15 protein-coding genes are annotated in these 21,322 nt (G+C 60.4%); 13 read left to right on the forward strand and 2 right to left on the reverse strand.

Features of this window, described 5'->3' with window-relative positions; all coding sequences use genetic code 11:
- Window positions 1–3: 3 nt before the first annotated feature.
- A complete protein-coding gene (locus tag PMYSY11_RS02355; protein WP_150548205.1) occupies window positions 4–1,350 on the reverse strand; it encodes an MATE family efflux transporter in 1,347 nt (448 codons plus the stop codon).
- A 170-nt stretch (window positions 1,351–1,520) separates the two neighbouring features.
- On the opposite strand from PMYSY11_RS02355, the gene PMYSY11_RS02360 reads away from it, so the two are divergent.
- Entirely contained in the window at window positions 1,521–6,434 is a 4,914-nt protein-coding gene (locus PMYSY11_RS02360) for an alpha-2-macroglobulin family protein (RefSeq protein WP_150548206.1), read from the forward strand.
- A gap of 99 nt (window positions 6,435–6,533) precedes the next feature.
- Here PMYSY11_RS02360 and PMYSY11_RS02365 read toward each other — a convergent pair whose 3' ends face one another.
- A complete protein-coding gene (locus tag PMYSY11_RS02365; protein WP_069902495.1) occupies window positions 6,534–6,839 on the reverse strand; it encodes a hypothetical protein in 306 nt (101 codons plus the stop codon).
- Between the two features lie 170 nt (window positions 6,840–7,009).
- Here PMYSY11_RS02365 and pbpC point away from each other — a divergent pair, with 170 nt between their 5' ends.
- The 12 genes from pbpC to PMYSY11_RS02425 all read left to right on the forward strand — a co-directional run bounded on the left by pbpC (window position 7,010) and on the right by PMYSY11_RS02425 (window position 21,304).
- On the forward strand, window positions 7,010–9,346 hold the full coding sequence (gene pbpC, locus PMYSY11_RS02370) for a peptidoglycan glycosyltransferase PbpC (RefSeq protein ID WP_275582070.1): 2,337 nt from the start codon (window positions 7,010–7,012) through the stop codon (window positions 9,344–9,346).
- Between the two features lie 105 nt (window positions 9,347–9,451).
- Window positions 9,452–10,345, forward strand: a complete 894-nt coding sequence (locus PMYSY11_RS02375; RefSeq protein WP_150548208.1) for an EamA family transporter — start codon at window positions 9,452–9,454, stop codon at window positions 10,343–10,345.
- 202 nt (window positions 10,346–10,547) lie between these two features.
- Window positions 10,548–10,691, forward strand: a complete 144-nt coding sequence (locus PMYSY11_RS02380; protein ID WP_170827806.1) for a hypothetical protein — start codon at window positions 10,548–10,550, stop codon at window positions 10,689–10,691.
- Between the two features lie 36 nt (window positions 10,692–10,727).
- Window positions 10,728–10,925 (forward strand): type III secretion system co-regulatory protein PtrC, encoded by a 198-nt coding sequence (gene ptrC, locus PMYSY11_RS02385; RefSeq protein ID WP_150548209.1) that lies wholly within the window; start codon window positions 10,728–10,730, stop codon window positions 10,923–10,925.
- 67 nt (window positions 10,926–10,992) lie between these two features.
- Window positions 10,993–11,223 carry a hypothetical protein gene (locus PMYSY11_RS02390; RefSeq protein WP_090513709.1) on the forward strand — a complete coding sequence of 77 codons (231 nt, stop codon included), beginning with the start codon at window positions 10,993–10,995 and terminating at the stop codon, window positions 11,221–11,223.
- A gap of 155 nt (window positions 11,224–11,378) precedes the next feature.
- Window positions 11,379–14,459, forward strand: coding sequence for a formate dehydrogenase-N subunit alpha (fdnG, locus tag PMYSY11_RS02395; RefSeq protein ID WP_139134763.1), 3,081 nt, complete (start codon window positions 11,379–11,381; stop codon window positions 14,457–14,459).
- Window positions 14,460–14,469: 10 nt separating this feature from the next.
- Window positions 14,470–15,405, forward strand: coding sequence for a formate dehydrogenase subunit beta (gene fdxH, locus PMYSY11_RS02400; RefSeq protein WP_069902500.1), 936 nt, complete (start codon window positions 14,470–14,472; stop codon window positions 15,403–15,405).
- A 21-nt stretch (window positions 15,406–15,426) separates the two neighbouring features.
- A complete protein-coding gene (locus tag PMYSY11_RS02405) occupies window positions 15,427–16,059 on the forward strand; it encodes a formate dehydrogenase subunit gamma (protein WP_069902501.1) in 633 nt (210 codons plus the stop codon).
- Between the two features lie 159 nt (window positions 16,060–16,218).
- Complete coding sequence (gene fdhE, locus PMYSY11_RS02410) at window positions 16,219–17,148, forward strand: formate dehydrogenase accessory protein FdhE (protein WP_150548210.1); 930 nt, start codon at window positions 16,219–16,221, stop codon at window positions 17,146–17,148.
- Between the two features lie 32 nt (window positions 17,149–17,180).
- Complete coding sequence (gene selA / locus PMYSY11_RS02415) at window positions 17,181–18,596, forward strand: L-seryl-tRNA(Sec) selenium transferase (RefSeq protein ID WP_150548211.1); 1,416 nt, start codon at window positions 17,181–17,183, stop codon at window positions 18,594–18,596.
- A gap of 43 nt (window positions 18,597–18,639) precedes the next feature.
- Entirely contained in the window at window positions 18,640–20,622 is a 1,983-nt protein-coding gene (gene selB, locus PMYSY11_RS02420) for a selenocysteine-specific translation elongation factor (protein ID WP_150548212.1), read from the forward strand.
- Window positions 20,623–20,983: 361 nt separating this feature from the next.
- Window positions 20,984–21,304 carry an NIPSNAP family protein gene (locus PMYSY11_RS02425; RefSeq protein WP_150548213.1) on the forward strand — a complete coding sequence of 107 codons (321 nt, stop codon included), beginning with the start codon at window positions 20,984–20,986 and terminating at the stop codon, window positions 21,302–21,304.
- Window positions 21,305–21,322 lie beyond the last annotated feature (18 nt).

Consider the following 21,322-nt stretch of genomic DNA (forward strand, 5'->3'; position numbering starts at 1 on the left):
TTATTAGGAACGAGGACTAAACCATAGATCATCTCTCGTCATAAGGTAAGCATAGCCACCCAGCGTGAGACCGCGCAATATCATGAAACCGAGGAATGCCAGCCATAATCCATGATTGCCCAGACCTGTCAGCGTCCAGCCCAACAGCAGGCTCAGAGCCACGGCGAGCAGCATGGCGTTGCGCATTTCGCGGGCACGGGTTGCGCCGATGAACAAGCCATCCAGCAGGTAACTCCACACCGCCAGCAACGGCAGCAGTGCCAGATACGGCAGATATTCAAGGGCGGTTTCACGCACGCTGTCGATGCTGGTTTGCATGCCGATGAACTGTTCACCCGCCAACGCAAAGAACAGTGCGAAACCAACACTGGCGAACAGTGACCAGCCAGCAGAGACGATCAGGGTGCGGCGCAATCCCACCCGGTCGCGTGCGCCGAGGGCGTGGCCGCAAAGCGCTTCCACCGCATGGGCCAGGCCATCGAGCGCGTGCGCAGTCAGCAACAAGCCATTAAGCAGCAGTGCGTTGGCAGCGACAGTCGAGTCGCCCAGACGCGTGCCCTGCACGGTGATCAAGAAGAACACCAGCTGCAAAGCCAGGGTGCGGATGAAAATGTCGCGGTTCACCGCCAGCAATGGCCGCCAGTTCAGCCAACGGCGCAGCGCGCTCCAGTCAATGGTTCCCGCGTAGGCACTGAGCGCCCGGCGTGCCAGCCACAGGCCAAGCAACGCGCCGCTCCACTCGGCGATCACCGAGGCCCACGCCGCCCCCGCGACGCCAAAGTTCAGGCCGAGAACCAACAGTAAATCCAACCCGACATTGAGCAGGTTGGTGGTCAGCAGAATCGCCAATGGCCCGCGCGCGTTCTGGGTGCCGAGTAGCCAGCCAATCAGCGCATAAGTCGCCAGCGCGGCGGGCAGGCCGAACAGGCGAATCTGGAAGTAGTGGCGGGCCAGGTCATCCAGCTCGGCGGAGGGCTGCATCAGCGCCAGCGCGGCGTGGCTAAAGGGCAGGGCGACGATTATCAGCAATGCGCTCAGTGCCACGCCAAGCAGCAACCCTTGCGTGAGCACCTGCCGCAGCGCGCTGCCATCTTCGCGGCCGGCTGCCTGTGCGGCAAAACCAGTGGTGCCCATGCGCAAGAATCCCATTGCCCAGGTGAGCAGGGTGTAAAGGCTCGCGCCTACCGCCACCGCAGCCAGTTGGTAGGCGTGCGGCAAATGGCCGACCACGGCGCTGTCGACCAACGCCACCAGCGGCACAGAAATATTCGACAAAATCATCGGCGCCGCCAGCGCCCAGACTCGTTTATGGGTTGGGCTATGGCGCCAGGCATCTAGTATCAGTGACATGAAAAACTCCGCTATGGCGGCCACTATACGTGCCCATCAGGGGATTGGTTAAGGCTGATTTCAACGCGCGGGCCAGCTGCCACATTGATTCATGCAATTGCGTCATTGGGACGCAATCGGCAGTCGTCTATAGTGGGTGCTTTGCAACCGGCGAATAACGGAGACGGGTGATGCTGAACAAAGGACTGCTGTTGGCGATAGTGCTGGGTTTGCTCAGCGCGTGCGACTCCTCGGAGCCCGCCAAAGTCACCATCACTGAGCCTGCTGGCGGTGCCCAGCAGACTGCCCCCGCAGCCCCGCGCCCAGCCGTTGACCGGGAGGCGCTGGCCAAGCGTTATGCGGGCCGCGAGCTGACGGTTGTCGATGCATCGGAAGTGCAGATTGACGGAGCCAGCGCGCTCTCGATCAGTTTCTCGGTGCCACTTGAGCCGGATCAGGATTTCGCCCAAAAGCTGCATCTGGTCGACACCCAAACCGGCAAGGTAGATGGCGCATGGGAGTTGTCAGACTCGCTCACAGAACTGCGCCTGCGCCACCTGGAGCCGGATCGCAAACTGGTGCTTACCGTCGATGCCGGGTTGCAGGCAATCAATGACACTGAGTTGGCCAAAGAGCACATCACCCGCCTGCAAACCACAGACATGCAGCCCAGTGTCGGCTTCGCCAGTCGTGGTTCGCTGCTGCCCACTCGCCTGGCGGAAGGCTTGCCGGTAATCACCCTGAATGTGGATCAGGTCAACGTCGAATTCTTCCGCATCAAACCACAGTCGCTGCCCAAGTTTCTCAGTGAATGGGGCACTAACAGCAATCTCGAAAGCTGGCAGGCCAATTCTCTGCTGCCAATGGCCGAACTGGTATACGGCGGGCGCTTCGATTTGCAGCCCGAGCGCAACACCCGCGAAACCGTGATGTTGCCGATTGCCGGGCTCGAACCGTTCAAGCAGCCGGGCGTGTATCTGGCCGTGATGAAAGCCGCCGGCACTTACAATTATTCGGTGCCGGCAACGCTGTTCACCCTGAGCGACATTGGCCTCTCGGTGCACCGTTACAACAACCGGCTTGATGTCTTCACTCAGGCGTTGGCAGGCGGTGGTGCGCAGGCGGATGTAGCGCTTGAAGTGCTCGACGGCAAAGGCCGTGTGCTGGCCGAGGGCAAGACTGACAGTAAAGGCCATGCCGAATTGCCGCTGCCGCCCAAGGCGCAGGTGATTATTGCCCAGCAAGGCGAGCAGACCAGCTTGCTGCAACTCAACAGCTCGGCGCTGGATCTGGCCGAGTTCGATATCAGCGGGCCAGCGGCTCACGCCTTGCAGTTTTTTGTATTTGGCCCGCGTGATTTATACCGGCCAGGCGAGACGGTGCTGCTCAATGCACTGCTTCGCGATGCCGATGGCCGTGCGGTCAACAACCAGCCCGTGAGTGTTGAAGTGCGCCGGCCCGATGCGCAGGTGAGCCGTAAGTTTGTCTGGAACGCCGATGACTCAGGTCTTTATCAATATGAGCTGCAACTGGCCGAGGAAGCGCCAACGGGGCGCTGGCAGCTGCTGCTCGATCTGGGCGATGGCGCGCCGCAACTGTATGAATTTTCGGTCGAGGACTTTCTGCCAGAGCGCCTGGCGCTGGAACTGAAAGGTCAGGATCAGCCGCTGAAACCGGCGCAACATGCGCAGTTCGAGGTGAATGGTCGTTACCTCTACGGCGCGCCGGCCAGCGGCAATCGCATCAGCGGGCAACTCTATGTGCGGCCGCTGCGTGATGCCGTGGCGAGTTTGCCTGGTTATCAGTTCGGCTCGGTCACCGAGAAAGAGCTGAGTCAGGATCTGGAGTTGGATGAACAAACCCTGGATGAGCAGGGCAACACCACGCTGGACATCGAGAGTCGTTGGGACACGGTCAAGTCGCCGCTCAAGCTGATATTGCAGGCGAGCCTGCAAGAGTCTGGCGGTCGGCCCATAACCCGGCGGCTGGTGCAGCCGGTTTGGCCTGCTGAGCGTTTGCCCGGCATTCGCGGGCTGTTTGAAGGTGATCAGGTCGATGCCGACGGGCTGGCCAATTTCGAGATTCTGCTGGCCGATCCGGCGGGGAACAAGCTGGCAGCGGACGCGTTGACCGTGCGTCTGGTGCGTGAACGCCGTGATTACTACTGGACCTTCTCGGACAACGACGGCTGGAGCAATAACTACAACGAGAAATTCCTCACCCTCAGCGAAGAGCAAGTCAGCGTTGCTCAAGGCTCGACGGCCAAGGTCAGTTTTCCGGTGGAGTGGGGCCCGTATCGGGTCGAGGTGATTGATCCGCAAAGCAAGATGCTCAGCAGCGTGCGCTTCTGGGCGGGCTATCGCTGGCAGGACAATGCCGAAGGCGGCGCGGTACGTCCGGACCAAGTCAAGCTGGCGCTGGATAAACCCGCTTATGCGAACGGCGAAACCGCAAAGGTAACCGTTACCCCGCCAGTTGCGGGCAGCGGCTATCTGCTGGTCGAGTCGAGCGAGGGCCCGTTGTGGTGGCAACCGATTACGCTGCCTGCGGAAGGGCAGACCTTCGAGGTGCCGATCAGCAAAGACTGGCTGCGCCATGATCTCTACATCAGCGCGCTGGTGATTCGTCCGGGTGAGCGCAAGAGCAATGCCACACCAAAACGGGCGGTCGGGATTCTGCACTTACCGCTGCAACGCGAGCAGCGCAAGCTCAGCCTGAACCTGCACGCGCCAGACAAAATGCGCCCCAAACAGCCGCTGAATGTTCAGGTGCAGGCGCAAAATGCTGACGGCAGTGCAGCCAGGCAAGCGTATGTGCTGGTGGCGGCGGTGGACTCGGGGATTCTTAATATCACCGAGTACCCGACGCCAGATCCCTATTCGAATCTGTTCGGGCGCAAGGCATACGGCGCCGACCAACTCGACGTATTCGGTCAGCTTATCGAGGCCGGGCAGGGACGGATGGCCAAGCTGGCATTCGGCGGCGACGCGGCGCTGGCGGGCGGCGGCAAACGGCCTGAAAGCAATGTGCTGATTGTCGCGATGCAAGCCAAACCGGTGCAGCTCGATGAGCAGGGCAAGGGCACTGTCAGTCTGGATATTCCCGATTTCAATGGTGAGTTGCGGCTCATGGCGCAGGTCTGGACCGATCAGCGCTATGGCATGGCCGAAGCCAAAACCGTCGTCGCTGCGCCGCTGGTGGCTGAGCTTTCGACGCCGCGCTTTCTTGCCGGCGGGGATGAAACCACGTTGGCGCTGGACTTGAGTAATCTCACGGAGCAGGCACAGACACTCGACGTGCAGCTCGGGATCAGCGGCCAACTTGAATGGGTCGATGCGCAGTTAGCTAACTCGACACTCAAACTAGAACCGGGCCAGCGCAGCACGCTGCACATTCCGGTGCGGGCACTGGGCGGCTTTGGCCAGGGCAAGATCGAACTAAAGGTCGATGGCCTGAGCCTGCCGGATGAGCAGTTGGCGGCCTTGCAGCGTGATTGGACGCTGGGTATTCGTCCGGCTTATCCCGCACGCCTGGAACACATGCGCAGCGTGCTCAAGGGCGACACATGGCAAATGCCTGCCGGCACGCTGGCGGCATTTGAACCTGCCGGTTTGCAAGCACGACTGGCGGTTTCGAGCCGGCCGCCGCTTAACCTTGGCGAGCAGATTCGTGCGCTCAAGGCTTATCCGTACGGCTGCCTTGAACAGACCGCCAGCGGCCTGTATCCGTCGCTTTACGCCGATGCTGCGATCATCAAACGGCTGGGTCTGGAAACCGAACCGGATGAGCAGCGCAAGCGTTCAATCGAGCTGGGTATCGAGCGCTTGTTGAGCATGCAGCGTTACAACGGCAGCTTTGGTTTATGGGGCGCCGACAGTGATGAGGAATATTGGCTGACAGCCTATGTCACCGACTTTTTACTGCGCGCTCGCGAGCAAGGTTTTGCTGTGCCTGAAGAGGCCATGAAAAAGGCCAACGAGCGCCTGCTGCGTTATGTGCAGGAGCGCAATCTGATCGATGTCGGTTACAGCCAGAGCCTCGATCACACCCGCTTTGCCGTGCAGGCCTATGCAGGTTTTGTGTTGGCGCGCAGCCAGCAGGCGCCGCTTGGCGCGTTGCGTAATCTGTATGATCGGCGCAGCGATGCCGAGTCGGGCTTGCCGCTGGTGCAGTTGGCGATTGCCCTGCAGAAGATGGGCGACCAGCCGCGTGCCGACGATGCGCTGCGGGCAGGGCTGAGCCGTCAGCGCGACAGCGAGCGTTGGTTAGGTGATTACGGCAGCCAGTTGCGTGATCAGGCATTGATCATGGCACTGCTGGAGGAATACGACCTGGCCGCGACTGTGCGTGAGGCCCGGCTGTTTGCCCTGGCGGATGAGTTGGCCGCGCAACGCTGGTTATCGACGCAGGAGCGCAACGCGTTGTATCTGGCCGGGCGCAATCTGCTGAGCAAGCCCGAGCAGCCGTGGCAGGCCCAACTGCAAAGCGGCAGCCTGGCGTTTGAGCTGAGTAATGCGCAATCGGCGATCAAGCTCGATGGCAAGGATCTGGCCGAGCCGCTGACGCTCAGCAGTGCTTCGGAGCAACCTTTGTATCAGCAGCTCACGTTGTCCGGCTATCCGCGTAACGCCCCGGTTGCCGGTGGCGAGAACCTGAGCATTGGCCGCGATTATCTGGACATGCAGGGCCAGCCGCTGAACCTCGAAGAGCTTGATAGCGGCCAGTTGGTGCTGGTGCATCTGGTGGTTGCGGCCAAGGAGCGCGTGCCGGATGCGCTGGTGGTCGACCTGTTGCCGGCAGGGCTGGAGTTGGAGAATCAGAATCTGGCGCAAAGCGCTGCCAGCCTTGAGGATGCCAGCAGCGAAACCAAGGAGTGGCTGCAGTCGATGCAGAATGCCAACCTCAAGCATCAGGAGTTCCGTGGCGATCGCTATGTCGCGGCGCTGGATCTCGACGGCTATGGCAGCACCCATCTGTTGTATCTGGCGCGGGCCGTAACGCCCGGCAGCTACCGCGTGCCGCCACCTCAGGTTGAGTCCATGTACCGGCCCAACTGGCAGGCAATCGGCGATGCATCGGAGAAAATGGTGGTACGCAGCCGCTGATATTTCCGGCGCTTGCGGATTGCGCCGTAACGGCTGCAATCCCGGCGCGGCTGGAGTTTTAGCGGCGGCTGTAGTCGTGCTGTAGTTTAATCGGGTGCGTCAGGTGATCAGGCCGCTGAGGATCCACAGGCCGAGAAACAGCCAGCACACGCCACCGATAATGGCTTTGCGCATGAAGGCGCGAACCGCCGCGTAAAGCAGCAACAGGCCGATGATCAGCACCACAATGCTGAGAAACGACGGGGTAATTCCGAGGGTTTTCGACATGCCATCAATGAAGCCGCTGAAGGCATTGCCGAACAGTCCAAAGAAGCTGCTGAGGCTTTCGACAATGAAACGAATCACCGTGCCGAAAGCTTGGCCGAGTGATTCAAAAAATCCTGCTACCTGTAAATGTGGGTTCATTTGACGCCTGTAATCAATCCATCCATCCGCTACATACCGGCAAGCTGTGAAGGTTGCCGGGCAGTTATGCGCGCTAGTGTGCCAGTCATTGGCCACTGTTGCAGCGCAATTGGATGGGCTGCTGCGTTCGGTTGGCGGGTGCGGCAGTGAATCTGTGGAAAACTCTGTGCGTGCGCTGGCAGCAGTTGCGCCGGCGCACGCGTTGGTTGTTGGCCGCTCCGCTGATGCTTTGCGCGCTGTTGTGGGCCGCTGATCTGTTGTTTCCGTTACCGCTGCCCGAAGATGATCTGGCGCGGGTGGTGCTGGCCGAAGACGGCACGCCGCTGTGGCGCTTCGCCGATGCTGATGGCGTGTGGCGCTATCCGGTCAGCAGTTCGCAGGTGTCGCCGTATTATTTGCAGGCGTTGCTGGCGTATGAAGATCGCTGGTTTTATCAGCATCCGGGCATCAATCCGCTGGCGCTGTTGCGCGCCACTTGGCAGAACCTGCGTGGCGGGCGCGTGGTTTCCGGCGGCAGCACGTTGTCGATGCAGGTGGCGCGTTTGCTCGACCCGCATGCGCGCAGTTTGCCGGGCAAGCTCAAGCAGGTCTGGCGCACGCTGCAACTGGAGTGGCACCTGAGCAAGGATCAGATCCTTACGTTGTATCTGAACCGCGCGCCTTTTGGCGGCACGCTGCAAGGCGTTGCTGCCGCCAGTTGGGCGTATCTGGGCAAACCGCCGAGCCGGATGACTCACGCCGAGGCGGCGCTGTTTGCGGTGCTGCCACAGGCACCCAGCCGGCTGCGTCCTGATCGTCATCCGCAGCGTGCACAGGCTGCCCGCGACAAGGTTCTGCGGCGTCTGCTGGCGTTCGATGTGTGGCCTGCCAGCGCCATTAACGATGCGCTGCAAGAGCCGGTGTTGCTGGCGCCGCGTCAGGAGCCGCGTTTAGCGCCACTGCTGGCGCGTCGGCTCAACCATGCCGACAGCCCGCCACTGATTCACACCACGCTGGATGCCAGCTTGCAGCGCCGTCTTGAGGACATGCTCATGGGCTGGCGGGCGCGATTGCCCGAGCGCACCTCGGCGGCAATCGTGGTAGCCGAGTTACCCAACATGCAGGTGCGCGCCTACCTCGGCTCTGTGGATATCGGCGATGCCAAGCGCTTTGGCCATGTTGATATGGTGCATGCGCTGCGCTCGCCCGGCTCGACCCTGAAGCCGTTTCTGTACGGCATGGCGCTGGATGCCGGGCTGATTCATTCCGAGTCGTTGTTGCAAGACGTTCCCCGGCGTTACGGCGATTACCGACCCGGCAACTTTGCCGCGAGTTTCAGCGGCCCGGTTTCGGCCAGCACTGCGCTGTCGCGATCGCTCAACTTGCCAGCGGTGCAGTTGATCGAAGCCTATGGCCCGAAACGCTTTGCTGGCGAGTTGCGCAATGCGGGAGTGCCATTGGCGTTGCCGCCGCTGGCGCAGCCTAATCTGGCGATTATTCTCGGTGGCGCGGGCAGCCGACTGGAGCAATTGGTGAGCGGCTACAGCGCGTTCGGGCGTTCCGGCATGGTTGCTGGGCTGCGTTTTCAGCCGCAGGATGCCTTGCGCGAGCGACGTTTGTTATCTGCGGGCGCGGCGTGGATTATCCGGCGGATTCTCAGCGGGCAGGCGCGCCCGGAAATCGACCCGCGTGCGCAGTTGGTGCGGCGCTCCACGCTCGCCTGGAAAACCGGTACCAGCTATGGCTTTCGTGATGCCTGGGCGATTGGCGTAGCGCCGCGTTATGTGATTGGCGTGTGGATCGGCCGCCCCGATGGCACGCCAGTTTCGGGCCAGTTTGGTCTGGCCTCGGCAGCGCCGATGTTGCTGCAAGTGCATGACATTCTGGCCAATCGCGACAGCCAGCGAGCAATCCCGTTACCGGCTGATCCGCAACCCGCCTCGGTTGGCGTCGCCGCGATCTGCTGGCCATTGGGTCAGCCGCTTGGTAAAGACTCGGCCAATTGTCGGCGTCAGCGTTTTGCCTGGACGCTGGATGGCACCACGCCGCCCACCTTGCTGGCAGCGGATCAGCCCGCCGGGCTCGGTCTTAGCCAAACCATCTGGGTCAATGAGCAGGGCTTGCGGGTCGATGCCAGTTGCAGCGGCGCCAAACCCGAGGTGTTGGCGCTTTGGCCAGCGCCGCTGGAACCGTGGTTACCCAGCCGTGAAAGACGCAGCGCACGGCTGCCTGCGGCGTCGCCGGAATGTCCGCCGCGCAACGGTTTGGCCAGCACTTCGCTGGATATCGTCGGCATTCGCGAGGGCGATCAGCTGCGCAGCCCGACCGGCGCTCAAGGGCCGCGTCTGCGTTTGAGTGCGATTGGCGGCAGCGGCAAGCGCTGGTGGTTTCTCAATGGCCGGCAAGTGGCGGAAACACTGCCCGACGCCAGCTTCGATCAAGTGCTGGAGCGCAGCGGGGTGTATCAACTCAGCGTGCTCGACGAAAGTGGGCAGACCGCTCAGGTGAGTTTCCGCGTGAGCCGCTAATGCCACTGTACCCGTGGTTTTATTGATGACTGTATCGGTGCGCCATGCAGTGACAATGTTTTTATATGTGCTTTTGATTTGCGCACATTCACTCGGAGCCCGGCCATGACGCCAAAAGACTTGCTACTCGCGTTATGGGTAATCGTGTTGTGGGGGCTCAACTTCGTCGTCATCCGCATCGGTCTGGATGGGCTGCCGCCGTTGTTGCTGGGTGGCCTGCGGTTTTGTCTGGCGGCATTCCCGGCGATATTTTTTATCCGGCGTCCGCAGGTGCCGTTACGCTGGTTGCTGGCGTACGGCCTGACCATTTCGTTTGGCCAGTTCGCCTTTCTGTTCTCGGCCATGTCTGTGGGCATGCCCGCAGGCCTGGCCTCGCTGGTGTTGCAGTCACAGGCTTTCTTCACCCTGCTGTTCGCCGCAATGGTGCTGGGCGAGCGGGTGCGTCCGGTTAACGTGCTGGGCATGTTGATTGCCGCTGGCGGATTACTCTTGATCGGCGCACAGAGCGGCACCAGCACGACCCTTGCCGGCCTGTTGCTGACCCTCTGCGCCGCCGCGATGTGGGCCATGGGCAATATCATCACCAAGCGCGTTGGTCAGGTCGATCTGGTGGCCTTGGTGGTGTGGGGCAGTTTGGTGCCGCCATTGCCATTCTTCGCCATGTCGCTGTGGCTGGAAGGGCCGGAACTGATCGAAACGTCTCTGCGCAATATCAGCCTCAGCTCGATTGGTGCGCTGGCGTATCTGGCGTTTGCCGCCACGCTCATGGGTTACGGGCTCTGGAGCAAATTGCTCTCGCGTTATCCGGCCAGCCAGGTCGCACCGTTCTCGATGCTGGTGCCAATCATCGGCCTTAGCTCATCGGCGCTGCTGCTCGGCGAGCGCCTCACACATTGGCAAATGGCGGGCACGGTTCTGGTGATGGCGGGGCTGGCCATCAACGTATTCGGCGGGCGTTTCATCAGCCGTTTCAGCGCTGCTCGCGGTAATGCTCTGTAGCCTGTTAAACAACGCGCAGGTGCTTGGCCTGGGTCGACTCGCAATATCGTATACACGCCCCTCATACCCCGCTCAACATTACGCGGCGCTCATATCAGCCGCCGTGATAATCACAATCGTGACCATTTACTTCTGCAGATTCAGGCGCCGGTGGATTATCGCTCCACCGGGCAACGCCCACTCCTACAGAAGGAATATCAGCATGAATCGTTTCGCCGCTATTGCCAGTCTTCTCGCCGCTTCGGCGTTCACCACAAGTGTCAGCGCAGAAAGCCAGCGCCAGCTGGATAAGGCGCGTGCCAGCTCTGTGAAAACTCAACCGGCCAGCGAAGCTGCGCGCCCCTAAGCGCGCAAACAGCTTCGCCAGATACTGGAGTGCGAGATGACAACTGCCCAATGGTTTGCCGCTAAAGACGTGTATGGCGTGACCTACGCAACGATTAATGAGTGCGGCATTCACTATGAGTCCGAGCTGGCGGTGCAACTCAGTGACGGCCAACTCACCACGCTGAGCATTCCCACTCAACTGAGTGAGCGGTTGGCCATCGAGCAGTTGGTTTGCCCGCACACATGCCAGTAACCGCAGGTTCAGCAACCTCAACCCAACCCTGACCAAGGCCCTTTGAACATCGTCTGGCTCGTGCATCATGAAACTGAAAAATCGCAACATGCTGGTCATCGCCGCACTGGCGATCATGACCAATGGTCTGTCTTTACTCGGCCTGGATTACGGCTCTGCCGGCGCATTGGCGCGCACGATCGAGTGCAAGTCGAACATTGCGCGCAATATCGAGGTCGCCGACCGCCTGAAGAAATTGCTTGGCCAGCCGCCGTGCCGCCCGGAGACTGAATTCGCGCCGCGCTTCAGCCTCGTGTGAGACGCTTGCTCAAGCCCCGTGAACACCTCTGGCTGGCGCGCTAAAGCTGCTGCTTTAGTCGAGATCACGTGGCGTAAATTTGTAGTGCAGCTAATCTTTCTCCTGATATGTTCGGCAACGTCCCGGACATCACTGCCTGATGCAGGAGAGTCATGATGGATATGAACCGTCGACAGTTCTTCAAGGTCTGTGGTGTAGGCCTTGGAACATCGAGCCTGGTTGCGCTGGGAGCCGCCCCAACGGCTGCTTACGCCGATCAGGTCAGACACTACAAGCTCACCCGTACCATAGAAACCCGCAACACCTGCCCGTATTGCTCCGTTGGCTGTGGCCTGCTGATGTACAGCCAGGGCGATGGCGCGAAGAACGTTGCGCAGAACATTATTCACATCGAGGGCGACTCCGATCACCCGGTCAACCGCGGCACGCTGTGCCCTAAAGGTGCCGGCCTGCTCGATTTCGTCCACAGTCCCAGCCGCCTTCAATATCCGCAGGTGCGCGAAGCGGGCTCCACCGAGTGGAAGCGCGTCGAGTGGGATGATGCGCTGGACCGCATCGCCAAGCACATGAAGACCGACCGAGACGCCAACTTTATCGAGCGCAACGAGCAGGGCCAAACGGTCAATCGCTGGTTGAGCACCGGTTTCCTCGCGGCGTCGGCCTCGTCCAACGAAGCGGGCTACATCACTCACAAAGTGGTGCGTTCACTCGGCATATTAGGATTCGATAACCAAGCACGTGTCTGACACGGCCCGACGGTGGCAAGTCTTGCCCCGACGTTTGGCCGCGGCGCCATGACCAATCACTGGACCGACATCAAGAATGCCGATCTGGTTTTGATTATGGGCGGCAATGCTGCTGAAGCGCATCCGTGCGGCTTCAAATGGGTGACCGAAGCCAAGGCGCACAACAACGCCAAGCTGATTGTGGTCGATCCGCGCTTTACCCGTTCTGCCTCGGTAGCAGACTTGTACGCGCCGATTCGCACCGGCACCGACATCGCGTTCCTCGGCGGGTTGATCTACTACCTCATCGAGAACGACAAGTACCAGCACGAGTACGTGCGTAACTACACCGACGTCAGCTTTATCGTGCGTGAAGGTTACGATTTCGAGGCCGGCTTCTTCAGTGGTTACGACGAAGCCAAACGCGGCTATCCGGATAAATCTGGCTGGGGCTACGAGATTGGCGAAGATGGCTATGCCGTGGTCGATCCAACGCTGAGCCATCCGCGTTGCGTATTCAACCTGCTGAAGAAACACTACAGCCGCTACACGCCGGATATGGTCAGCAGTATTTGCGGCACGCCGAAAGCGCAGATGTTGCAGGTGTGGGACACCATTGCCGAAACCTCTGCGCCGGGCAAAGTCATGACCATCATGTACGCGCTCGGCTGGACGCAGCACTCAACCGGCTCGCAGATGATCCGCACCGGCGCCATGTTGCAGTTGCTGTTGGGCAATATGGGCATGCCCGGCGGTGGTATGAACGCCTTGCGCGGCCACTCCAACATTCAGGGCCTCACCGACCTCGGCTTGCTCTCCAACTTGCTGCCTGGCTACCTGACGCTGCCCAGCGATGCTGAGCAGGATTACGCCGCGTACATTGCCAAACGGGCGAGCAAACCGCTGCGTCCGGGGCAGTTGTCTTACTGGCAGAACTACGAGAAATTCCACGTCAGTTTGATGAAGGCCTGGTACGGCAAAAACGTCAGCGCCGAGAACAACTGGGGCTACGACTGGTTGCCAAAACTCGATGCGCCGGCACCCGGTTACGACGTACTCAAAGTCTTCGACATGATGTACCAGGGCCAGGTTAACGGTTACTTCTGTCAGGGCTTCAACCCGATTGCCTCGTTCCCCAACAAGGCCAAGGTTGGCGCGGCACTGGCCAAGCTCAAATACCTGGTAATCATGGACCCGCTGGCGACGGAAACGTCCGAGTTCTGGCGCAACGTCGATGAGTTCAACGCGGTCGACACTGCCAGTATCCAGACCGAAGTATTCCGCCTGCCAACGTCCTGCTTTGCCGAAGAAGACGGCTCGCTGGTCAACAGCGGGCGTTGGTTGCAGTGGCACTGGAAGGGTGCCGAGCCACCGGGGCAGGCGCGTACCGACATCGCGATCATGTCCGGTTTGTATCACCGCTTGCGCACCATGTACGCGCAGGACGGCGGCAAATTCCCCGATCCGATCCTCAATCTCGACTGGCCGTATTTGCAGCCCGACGAACCTTCACCCGAGGAGGTAGCGAAAGAGTATTCAGGCAAGGCCCTGACTGATCTCAACGATCCAGCCACCGGCGCATTGCTGGTCAAGGGCGGCGAGCAATTGGCCGGTTTTGCCCAGTTGCGTGCAGACGGCAGCACCGCCAGCGGTTGCTGGTTGTTCTGTGGTTCATGGACCCAGCAAGGCAACCAAATGGCGCGGCGCGATAACGCTGATCCGTATGGCATCGGCCAGACGCTCGGCTGGGCGTGGTCTTGGCCTGCTAACCGGCGGATTCTCTACAACCGCGCCTCGGCAGATGTTTCCGGCAAACCGTGGGAGGGCCTGAAAAAACCGTTGGTGTTCTGGAATGGCAAGTCGTGGACGGGCGCGGATGTGCCGGACTTCAAGGCGGACTCGCCACCGGATGCGGGGATGAATCCGTTCATCATGAACCCGGAAGGGGTCGCGCGTTTCTTTGCCGTCGACAAGATGGCCGAGGGGCCGTTCCCTGAACATTACGAGCCGTTCGAGACGCCAATCGGCCGCAACCCGTTGCACCCGGATGATCCGCGCGTCACCAGCAATCCGGCGGCGCGGGTGTTCAAGGGCGACATGGAATTGTTCGGCACCGCCGAGGAGTTCCCATACGCGGCGACAACCTATCGCCTCACCGAGCACTTCCACTTCTGGACCAAGCACTGCCGGCTCAATGCAATTGTGCAGCCCGAGCAGTTTGTCGAAATCAGTGAAGTGTTGGCCAAGGAGTTGGGAATCGGCGTTGGTGATCGGGTCAAGGTGTCGTCCAACCGTGGCTACATCAAGGCGGTTGCGGTGGTCACTAAACGCCTGAAACCGCTAACGGTGGATGGCAAGACCGTGCATCAAGTCGGCATTCCGCTGCATTGGGGATTCTCCGGCTTAACGCGTAACGGTTACCTGACCAACACCCTGACTCCCTTCGTCGGCGACGCTAACACCCAGACGCCGGAATTCAAATCCTTCCTCGTTAACGTGGAAAAGGCATAGGAGCTGACGCATGGCTACTCAAGACATCATCGCCCGCTCCGCCACGACCACGCCCTCATCGTCTATCCGGCATGTGGACGAGGTGGCAAAACTCATCGACGTATCCAAATGCATCGGCTGCAAGGCCTGCCAGGTGGCGTGCTCGGAATGGAACGAACTGCGTGACGAAGTCGGCCATAACCACGGCACGTACGAAAGCCCGGCAGATCTCTCGTCCGAGTCATGGACACTGATGCGCTTTGCCGAACACGAGGATGAAGCCGGCAAGCTTGAATGGTTGATCCGCAAGGATGGCTGCATGCATTGCGCCGAGCCGGGCTGCCTCGCGGCATGCCCGAGCCCTGGCGCAATCGTCCAGTACGCCAACGGCATCGTTGATTTCAATCAGGACCATTGCATCGGTTGCGGCTACTGCATCACCGGTTGCCCGTTTGATGTGCCGCGTATCTCGCAAAAAGATAACAAGGCCTACAAATGCACCTTGTGTTCAGACCGCGTCGGGGTGGGGCAGGAGCCTGCCTGCGTGAAAACCTGCCCAACCGGCGCCATTGTGTTCGGCACCAAGGATGACATGAAAGAGCACGCCGCCGAGCGTATCGTCGACCTCAAATCACGTGGCTATGAAAATGCCGGCCTGTACGACCCCGCCGGGGTTGGCGGCACGCACGTGATGTATGTGTTGCACCACGCCGACTCACCCACGCTGTACTCGGGTTTGCCGGCTAATCCATCGATCAGCCCAATGGTGCAAGTGTGGAAGGGCGTCGCCAAACCGCTCGGTTTGCTGGCGCTCGGCGCAACTGCACTGGTCGGCTTCCTGCATTACCTGCGCGTAGGTCGCAACGTGGTCGAGGAAGACGAGCCGGTAACGGTTGGCGAAGCGGAAACCGTGGTGCACAAGGTTGATCCGTCTGTGCATGAATTTGACCCCAAAGCGCCGCGTTGAAACGGCGCGCAGGAGTTCAAGATGAAACATGACATTCAACGTTACGGCGCAGGCGACCGGACTAACCACTGGCTGGTAGCGCTGCTGTTCATATTGGCCGGGCTTTCCGGGCTGGCGCTGTTTCATCCGGCGTTGTTCTGGCTGACCCATCTGTTTGGCGGCGGGCCGTGGACGCGCATTCTGCATCCGATCATGGGTGTGGCGATGTTCGTGCTGTTTGCCTGGCTGGTGCTGCGTTTTATCGGCCACAACATGATCGACGCTAATGATCGCAAATGGCTCAGCCAGATTGGCGACGTGGTAAACAATCACGAAGAAAAGCTGCCGCCAGTCGGGCGTTACAACGGCGGGCAGAAGCTGCTGTTCTGGGTGCTGTTGCTGTGCATGCTGGTGCTGCTGGTCACTGGCGTGGTGATCTGGCGCGAGTACTTCAGTCACTTGTTTGGTATTGAGCTGATTCGCCTGTCGGTGCTGCTGCATGCCCTGGCGGCGTTTGTGCTTATCGCCAGCATCATCATCCACGTGTACGCCGGTATCTGGGTCAAGGGTTCCATGGGCGCGATGCTCACCGGCTGGGTCAGCCGGGGTTGGGCGCGCAAGCATCATGCCCAATGGTACAAGGAGCAGGTAAGCAAACAGGAGCAAAAGCCCTAAGCAATATCCGCGGCTCAGGCACTGCTTTATTTACTACGGCGGCCTTTGAGTTATCGACGCCCGTGCAGGGTGAAGTCCCTGCGCGGGCGTAATTTTGAGCTATACCTATGGTTGCAGTTACGGCGAGTTGCCTGCATTAAACTGATCAAGGAGTCCTGCGTGCCAGGCCAGATATTACAACCCGGTCAGATCGAATCTTCGGCGAATATTCCGCCGTTCCTGAATCCTCCCACCGAGCAGTTATTCAAGCGTCGAGCCGAGCGCTTCAGCCGATTGGCTGAAGGCCATCCGGTGGCCGCCTATTTATTGCTGATGGCCGACTTATGCAGCGCCCAACAACGCGCGCTGGATGCATTAGCGCCATTGCCCGGGCCGGATGAAGCCGCCGCCCGGCTCAGCATTGAGCATCACATGCCGCCACTGGCCTATGACACGCTGGTGCGTGGCGGTAACTGGTTGCCGGCGGTGGATGCGCTGCTTGAGCAACTGCCCGCGCCGCAAAACCCAGCCGTTGAAGCTGCCCTTGCACAATTGCGTGAGGCCGATAGCGGTCAGCGCAAAGCCTGGGCAATTGCACTGCTCAGCGGCCAATTCGACCTGCTGCCGCCCGCTTTAGTGCCTTATCTTGGCGCTGCCTTGCAAGTGGCGTTCAGCCAGTGGCTGCTGGCTTTGCCAGAGGGTCTGTTAACCGAGAGCGAAAGCCGAACCTTGTGCCCAGCGTGCGGCTCGCCGCCTGTTGCGGGCATGGTGCGCCATCGCGGTAAACAGATTGGCCTGCGATACCTGACCTGCTCGCTGTGCTCGTGTGAGTGGCATTACGTGCGGGTCAAGTGCAGCCATTGTGAAGAGAGCAAGCAGCTCGGCTATCTGTCACTGGAACAGGCCGCAGATAAACCGGAGAAGGCCGCCTTGCGCGCCGAGGCATGCCCTAATTGTCAGGGTTACCTCAAGCAGTTCTATCTGGAGTACGACAGCGAAGCCGAGGCGATGGCGGATGATCTGGCCAGCCTGGATCTGGACATGCGCCTGGCTGAGGAAGGTTATCAGCGCCGCGCACCCAATTTGCTGTTAGCGCCAGGCAGCGAATAACTGCCGCCACTCCATGTGCTCAAGGACATGCCATGAACGCTATCCGACTTCCCTCGGTCGATCGCCTGCTGCGCAGCGCGGCGATTGAACCGTTGCAACAACGCTACGGCCGTGAGGCCATTGTTAAAACCCTGCGCGACCTGCTTGATGAATTACGCGGCCCCGCGCAACTCGGCAGCCTGACTACCATTGAATTGAGCGAGGCGGTTATCGCCGGCCGAGCCGGAGAGCGGCTGGCACAGGCGCATTCGAGCAAGGTGCGCCGCGTGTTCAACCTCACCGGCACCGTGTTGCACACCAATCTGGGCCGCGCCTTGCTGCCCGAAGAGGCCATCGAGGCGATCACTCAGGCGGCACGTTATCCGCTTAATCTGGAGTTCGATCTGGCCACCGGCAAACGCGGCGACCGCGATGACCTTATCGCCGGATTGATTCGCGAACTGACCGGGGCCGAGGCGGTTACCGTGGTCAACAACAATGCCGCTGCGGTGTTGCTCGCACTCAACAGTTTGGGCGCGCGCAAGGAAGGTGTGATTTCGCGTGGCGAGCTTATCGAGATTGGCGGAGCATTTCGTATCCCCGACATCATGGCCCGCGCCGGGGTAAAACTGGTCGAGGTCGGCACCACCAATCGCACCCACGCCCGTGATTATGAGGCGGTGATTAACCCGCGCACCGGCTTGCTCATGCGCGTGCATACCAGCAACTACAGTGTGCAGGGCTTCACCGCCAGCGTGCCGACTGCCGAGCTGGCAAAGATTGCCCACGCCAACAACGTGCCGCTGCTTGAAGACCTCGGCAGCGGCACGCTGGTCGATCTTACGCGCTGGGGATTACCCAAAGAGCCCACCGTGCAGGAAGCGCTGGCGGATGGCGCGGATATCGTCACCTTCAGCGGCGACAAACTATTGGGCGGCCCGCAAGCCGGGATCATCCTTGGCAGCCGCGAGTTGATCGGCAAGATCAAAAAGAACCCTCTGAAACGTGCGCTGCGTGTGGATAAGTTGACCTTGGCCGCGCTGGAAGCAGTGCTCGGTTTATACCGTGATCCGGATCGACTCGCCGAGCGACTCACCAGCTTGCGCCTGCTCAGCCGTGCGCAGGCAGATATCCACCAGCAGGCCGAGCGCATTGCGCCGCTGCTGCGGGCGCAACTCAATGAGCATTGGCAGCTCAGCGTGGAATCTCTTCTGGGCATGATCGGCAGTGGCGCTCAGCCCGTGGCGCGGCTGGCCAGCGCGGGGCTATGCGTACGCCCGCTGCAATCCAAACGCCTGCGCGGGCGCGCGTTGCGTGGGCTTGAGGAATGCCTGCGAACGCTGCCGATTCCAGTGCTCGGGCGCATTGATGATGACGCCCTGTGGCTCGACTTGCGCCAGCTCGATGACGAACCCGCATTCATCGCACAACTGCCGGTGCTGGGCGATTACCTGACGCAAAGCCTATGACTATTCAGCTCGCCGCAATCCCTGCCGGTGTTGGAGCGCGCCCATGATCATCGGCACGGGCGGGCATATCGACCACGGCAAAACCGCCTTGCTGCAAGCGCTCACCGGCATTGCCGGAGACAAGCGCCCGGCAGAGCGTGAGCGCGGAATCACCATCGATCTGGGTTACTTGTATGCCGATTTGGGTGACGGCCAGCTCTGCGGTTTTATCGACGTGCCCGGCCATGAGCGTTTCGTGCACAACATGCTCGCCGGCTCCAGCGGCATCGACTTGCTGTTGCTGGTGGTGGCCGCTGATGACGGTGTCATGCCGCAAACCCGCGAGCATCTGGCCATTGCCGGGCAACTGGGTATTCGCCGGGCATTGGTGGCGTTGAACAAGATTGATCGCGTCGAGCCCGAGCGTATCGTTAATGTGCAGCGGCAGATACGCGAACTATTGGCCGACGGGCCGTTCAGCGCGGCGCCAATCATGCCGGTTTCAAGCATCACCGCCAGCGGCATAGAAGAGCTGCGCAGCGCATTACTCAACGCCACAAACGAGGTGCAATCGCGCAGCAATAGCGGCTACTTCCGTTTGCCGATAGACCGGGCGTTCTCAGTGGCCGGCGCGGGCGTTGTCGTCACCGGAACCGCCTTTGCCGGGCGGGTGCAAGTGGGCGATGAGTTGCTGCTCAGTCCCAGCGGCCGCCGCGTGCGAGTGCGTGGCCTGCATGCGCAGAATCAGCCAGCCGAACAGGCAAAGGCAGGGCAGCGCGTAGCCCTCAACATTACCGGCGAGCGACTGGCGTTGGAGCATGTGCGCCGTGGTGACTGGCTACTGACCGCGGAGTTGCATGCACCCACCACGCGGCTCGATATCCAACTGCAATTGCTGCCTGGCGAGACGCGCGAATTCAGCCACTGGACGCCGGTACATGTGCACCTCGGCGCACAGGATGTCACCGGGCGGGTGGCGCTGCTTGAAGGCAGCAACCTGCAACCGGGCCAGCAGGGGTTTGCGCAACTGCTGCTGAATGCGCCGGTGCATGCCGTGCATGGCGATCGTCTGGTTTTGCGTGATCAAACGGCGCAGCGAACCCTCGGCGGCGGGCGCGTACTTGACCCATTTGCCCCAGCGCGCAATCGACGCTTGCCTGCACGTTTGGCGCAGCTGCAAGGCCTACAAACCGACGTGTTCGAACAGGCGCTGCAAAGCCTGCTGGAGAATGCGCAAAACGGCCTCGATCCGGCGCTGCTTGAGCGCCAATTCAATCGCCCGCGAGCGAGTTGGCAATTGCCGGCAGACACCGTGGAAATCAGCACACGGCTTGGCCCAAGGCTATTCACCCAAAGCCACTGGCAAGCATTGGCGGCGCGCCTGCTGGCGGGTCTTGAGCGATTTCATCAGCAATCCCCCGATGAACTCGGGCCAGACCGTGACCGACTGCGCCGCTTCGCACTGGCCGATCTGGAGCGACCGATATTTATCACCCTGCTTGAGCAGGCGCTGGCCAGCGGAAATGTCGGCAGCAGTGGGCCGTGGTTGCATTTGCCTGATCACAGCGTGCAGCTTGGCGCCGAGGATGAAGCCCTGCGCGACCGGATATGGCCATTGTTGCTGAACGGAAACTTCGACCCGCCGTGGGTACGCGACATCGCCGGCAACTTGCAAACCGATGAGGCCGCCACGCGCTTATTGCTGCGCAAACTGGCGCGCCTTGGCGCACTGCATCAGGTGGTCAAAGATCTCTTCTACCCCGAACAAACCATCCGCCAACTGGCAGCAATCGGAGTTGGCTTGCAACAACAACACGGCTCGATAAAGCCCGCAGTCTGGCGCGACAGCCTGGGCATTGGCCGCAAACGCAGCATCCAGATACTCGAATATTTCGACCGCATCGGCTTCACCCGTCGCCTGGTCGGCGAACGCAAAGTTCGCGAGGAGTCAGCCCTGGCCAATTCAAAACCATCCGAACCAACCACCCAACCGGAGGATGGAACCCCGCAGGATTTCCGTCACGAAGCCAAACCCGCAAAACAATAATCAATGCTCACCACAAATCGCCATGATGGAAGCTGCTGCGCAGATTCCATCCTCCACCGCAAACCACCAAGCCCAACCGGAGGATGGAACCCCGCAGGGTTTCCGTCACAAGGCCAGACCCGCAAAACAATAATCAAGCCCCGCCCCAAATCGCCATGACGGAAGCTGCTGCGCAGATTCCATCCTCCACCCAAACCTCCAAGCCCAACCCGGAGGATGGAACCCCGAAGGGTTTCCGTCATTGAGGCCCCAAGCTATATTATTTCGGCCCCGAGATTGCCCGGCTAAACGGCTCGCACCTTCACCCAAAAAACGGTCAATCTTGAACTCTGGATTAGGCGTCATTCATTAAGGGATTTTCATGGTCACTTGCCATCTGCGCTACATCATCGATGCATACAAACTCAAAGAGTTTGAACATTACGCAAAGCTCTGGATTCCACTGGTAGAAAAATTTGGCGGCCAACATCACGGCTACTTTCTTCCCTCCGAAGGCGCCAACAATGTAGCGCTGGCCATGTTCACATTCCCAAGCCTTACCGCTTACGAGCAATATCGAACAGCATCACTGCAAGACCCAGAATGCATAGCCGCCTTCAAATACGCCGAAGAAACCCGCTGCATCATCAACTACGAGCGCACCTTCTTCCGCCCCCTGTTCAACGAAAAGGCCAAGGCGTAGAGCGGCGACTGCATCACC

Origin of the sequence: Pseudomonas marincola (assembly GCF_900682675.2) — a bacterium.
Taxonomy (GTDB): Bacteria; Pseudomonadota; Gammaproteobacteria; order Pseudomonadales; family Pseudomonadaceae; genus Aquipseudomonas; species Aquipseudomonas marincola.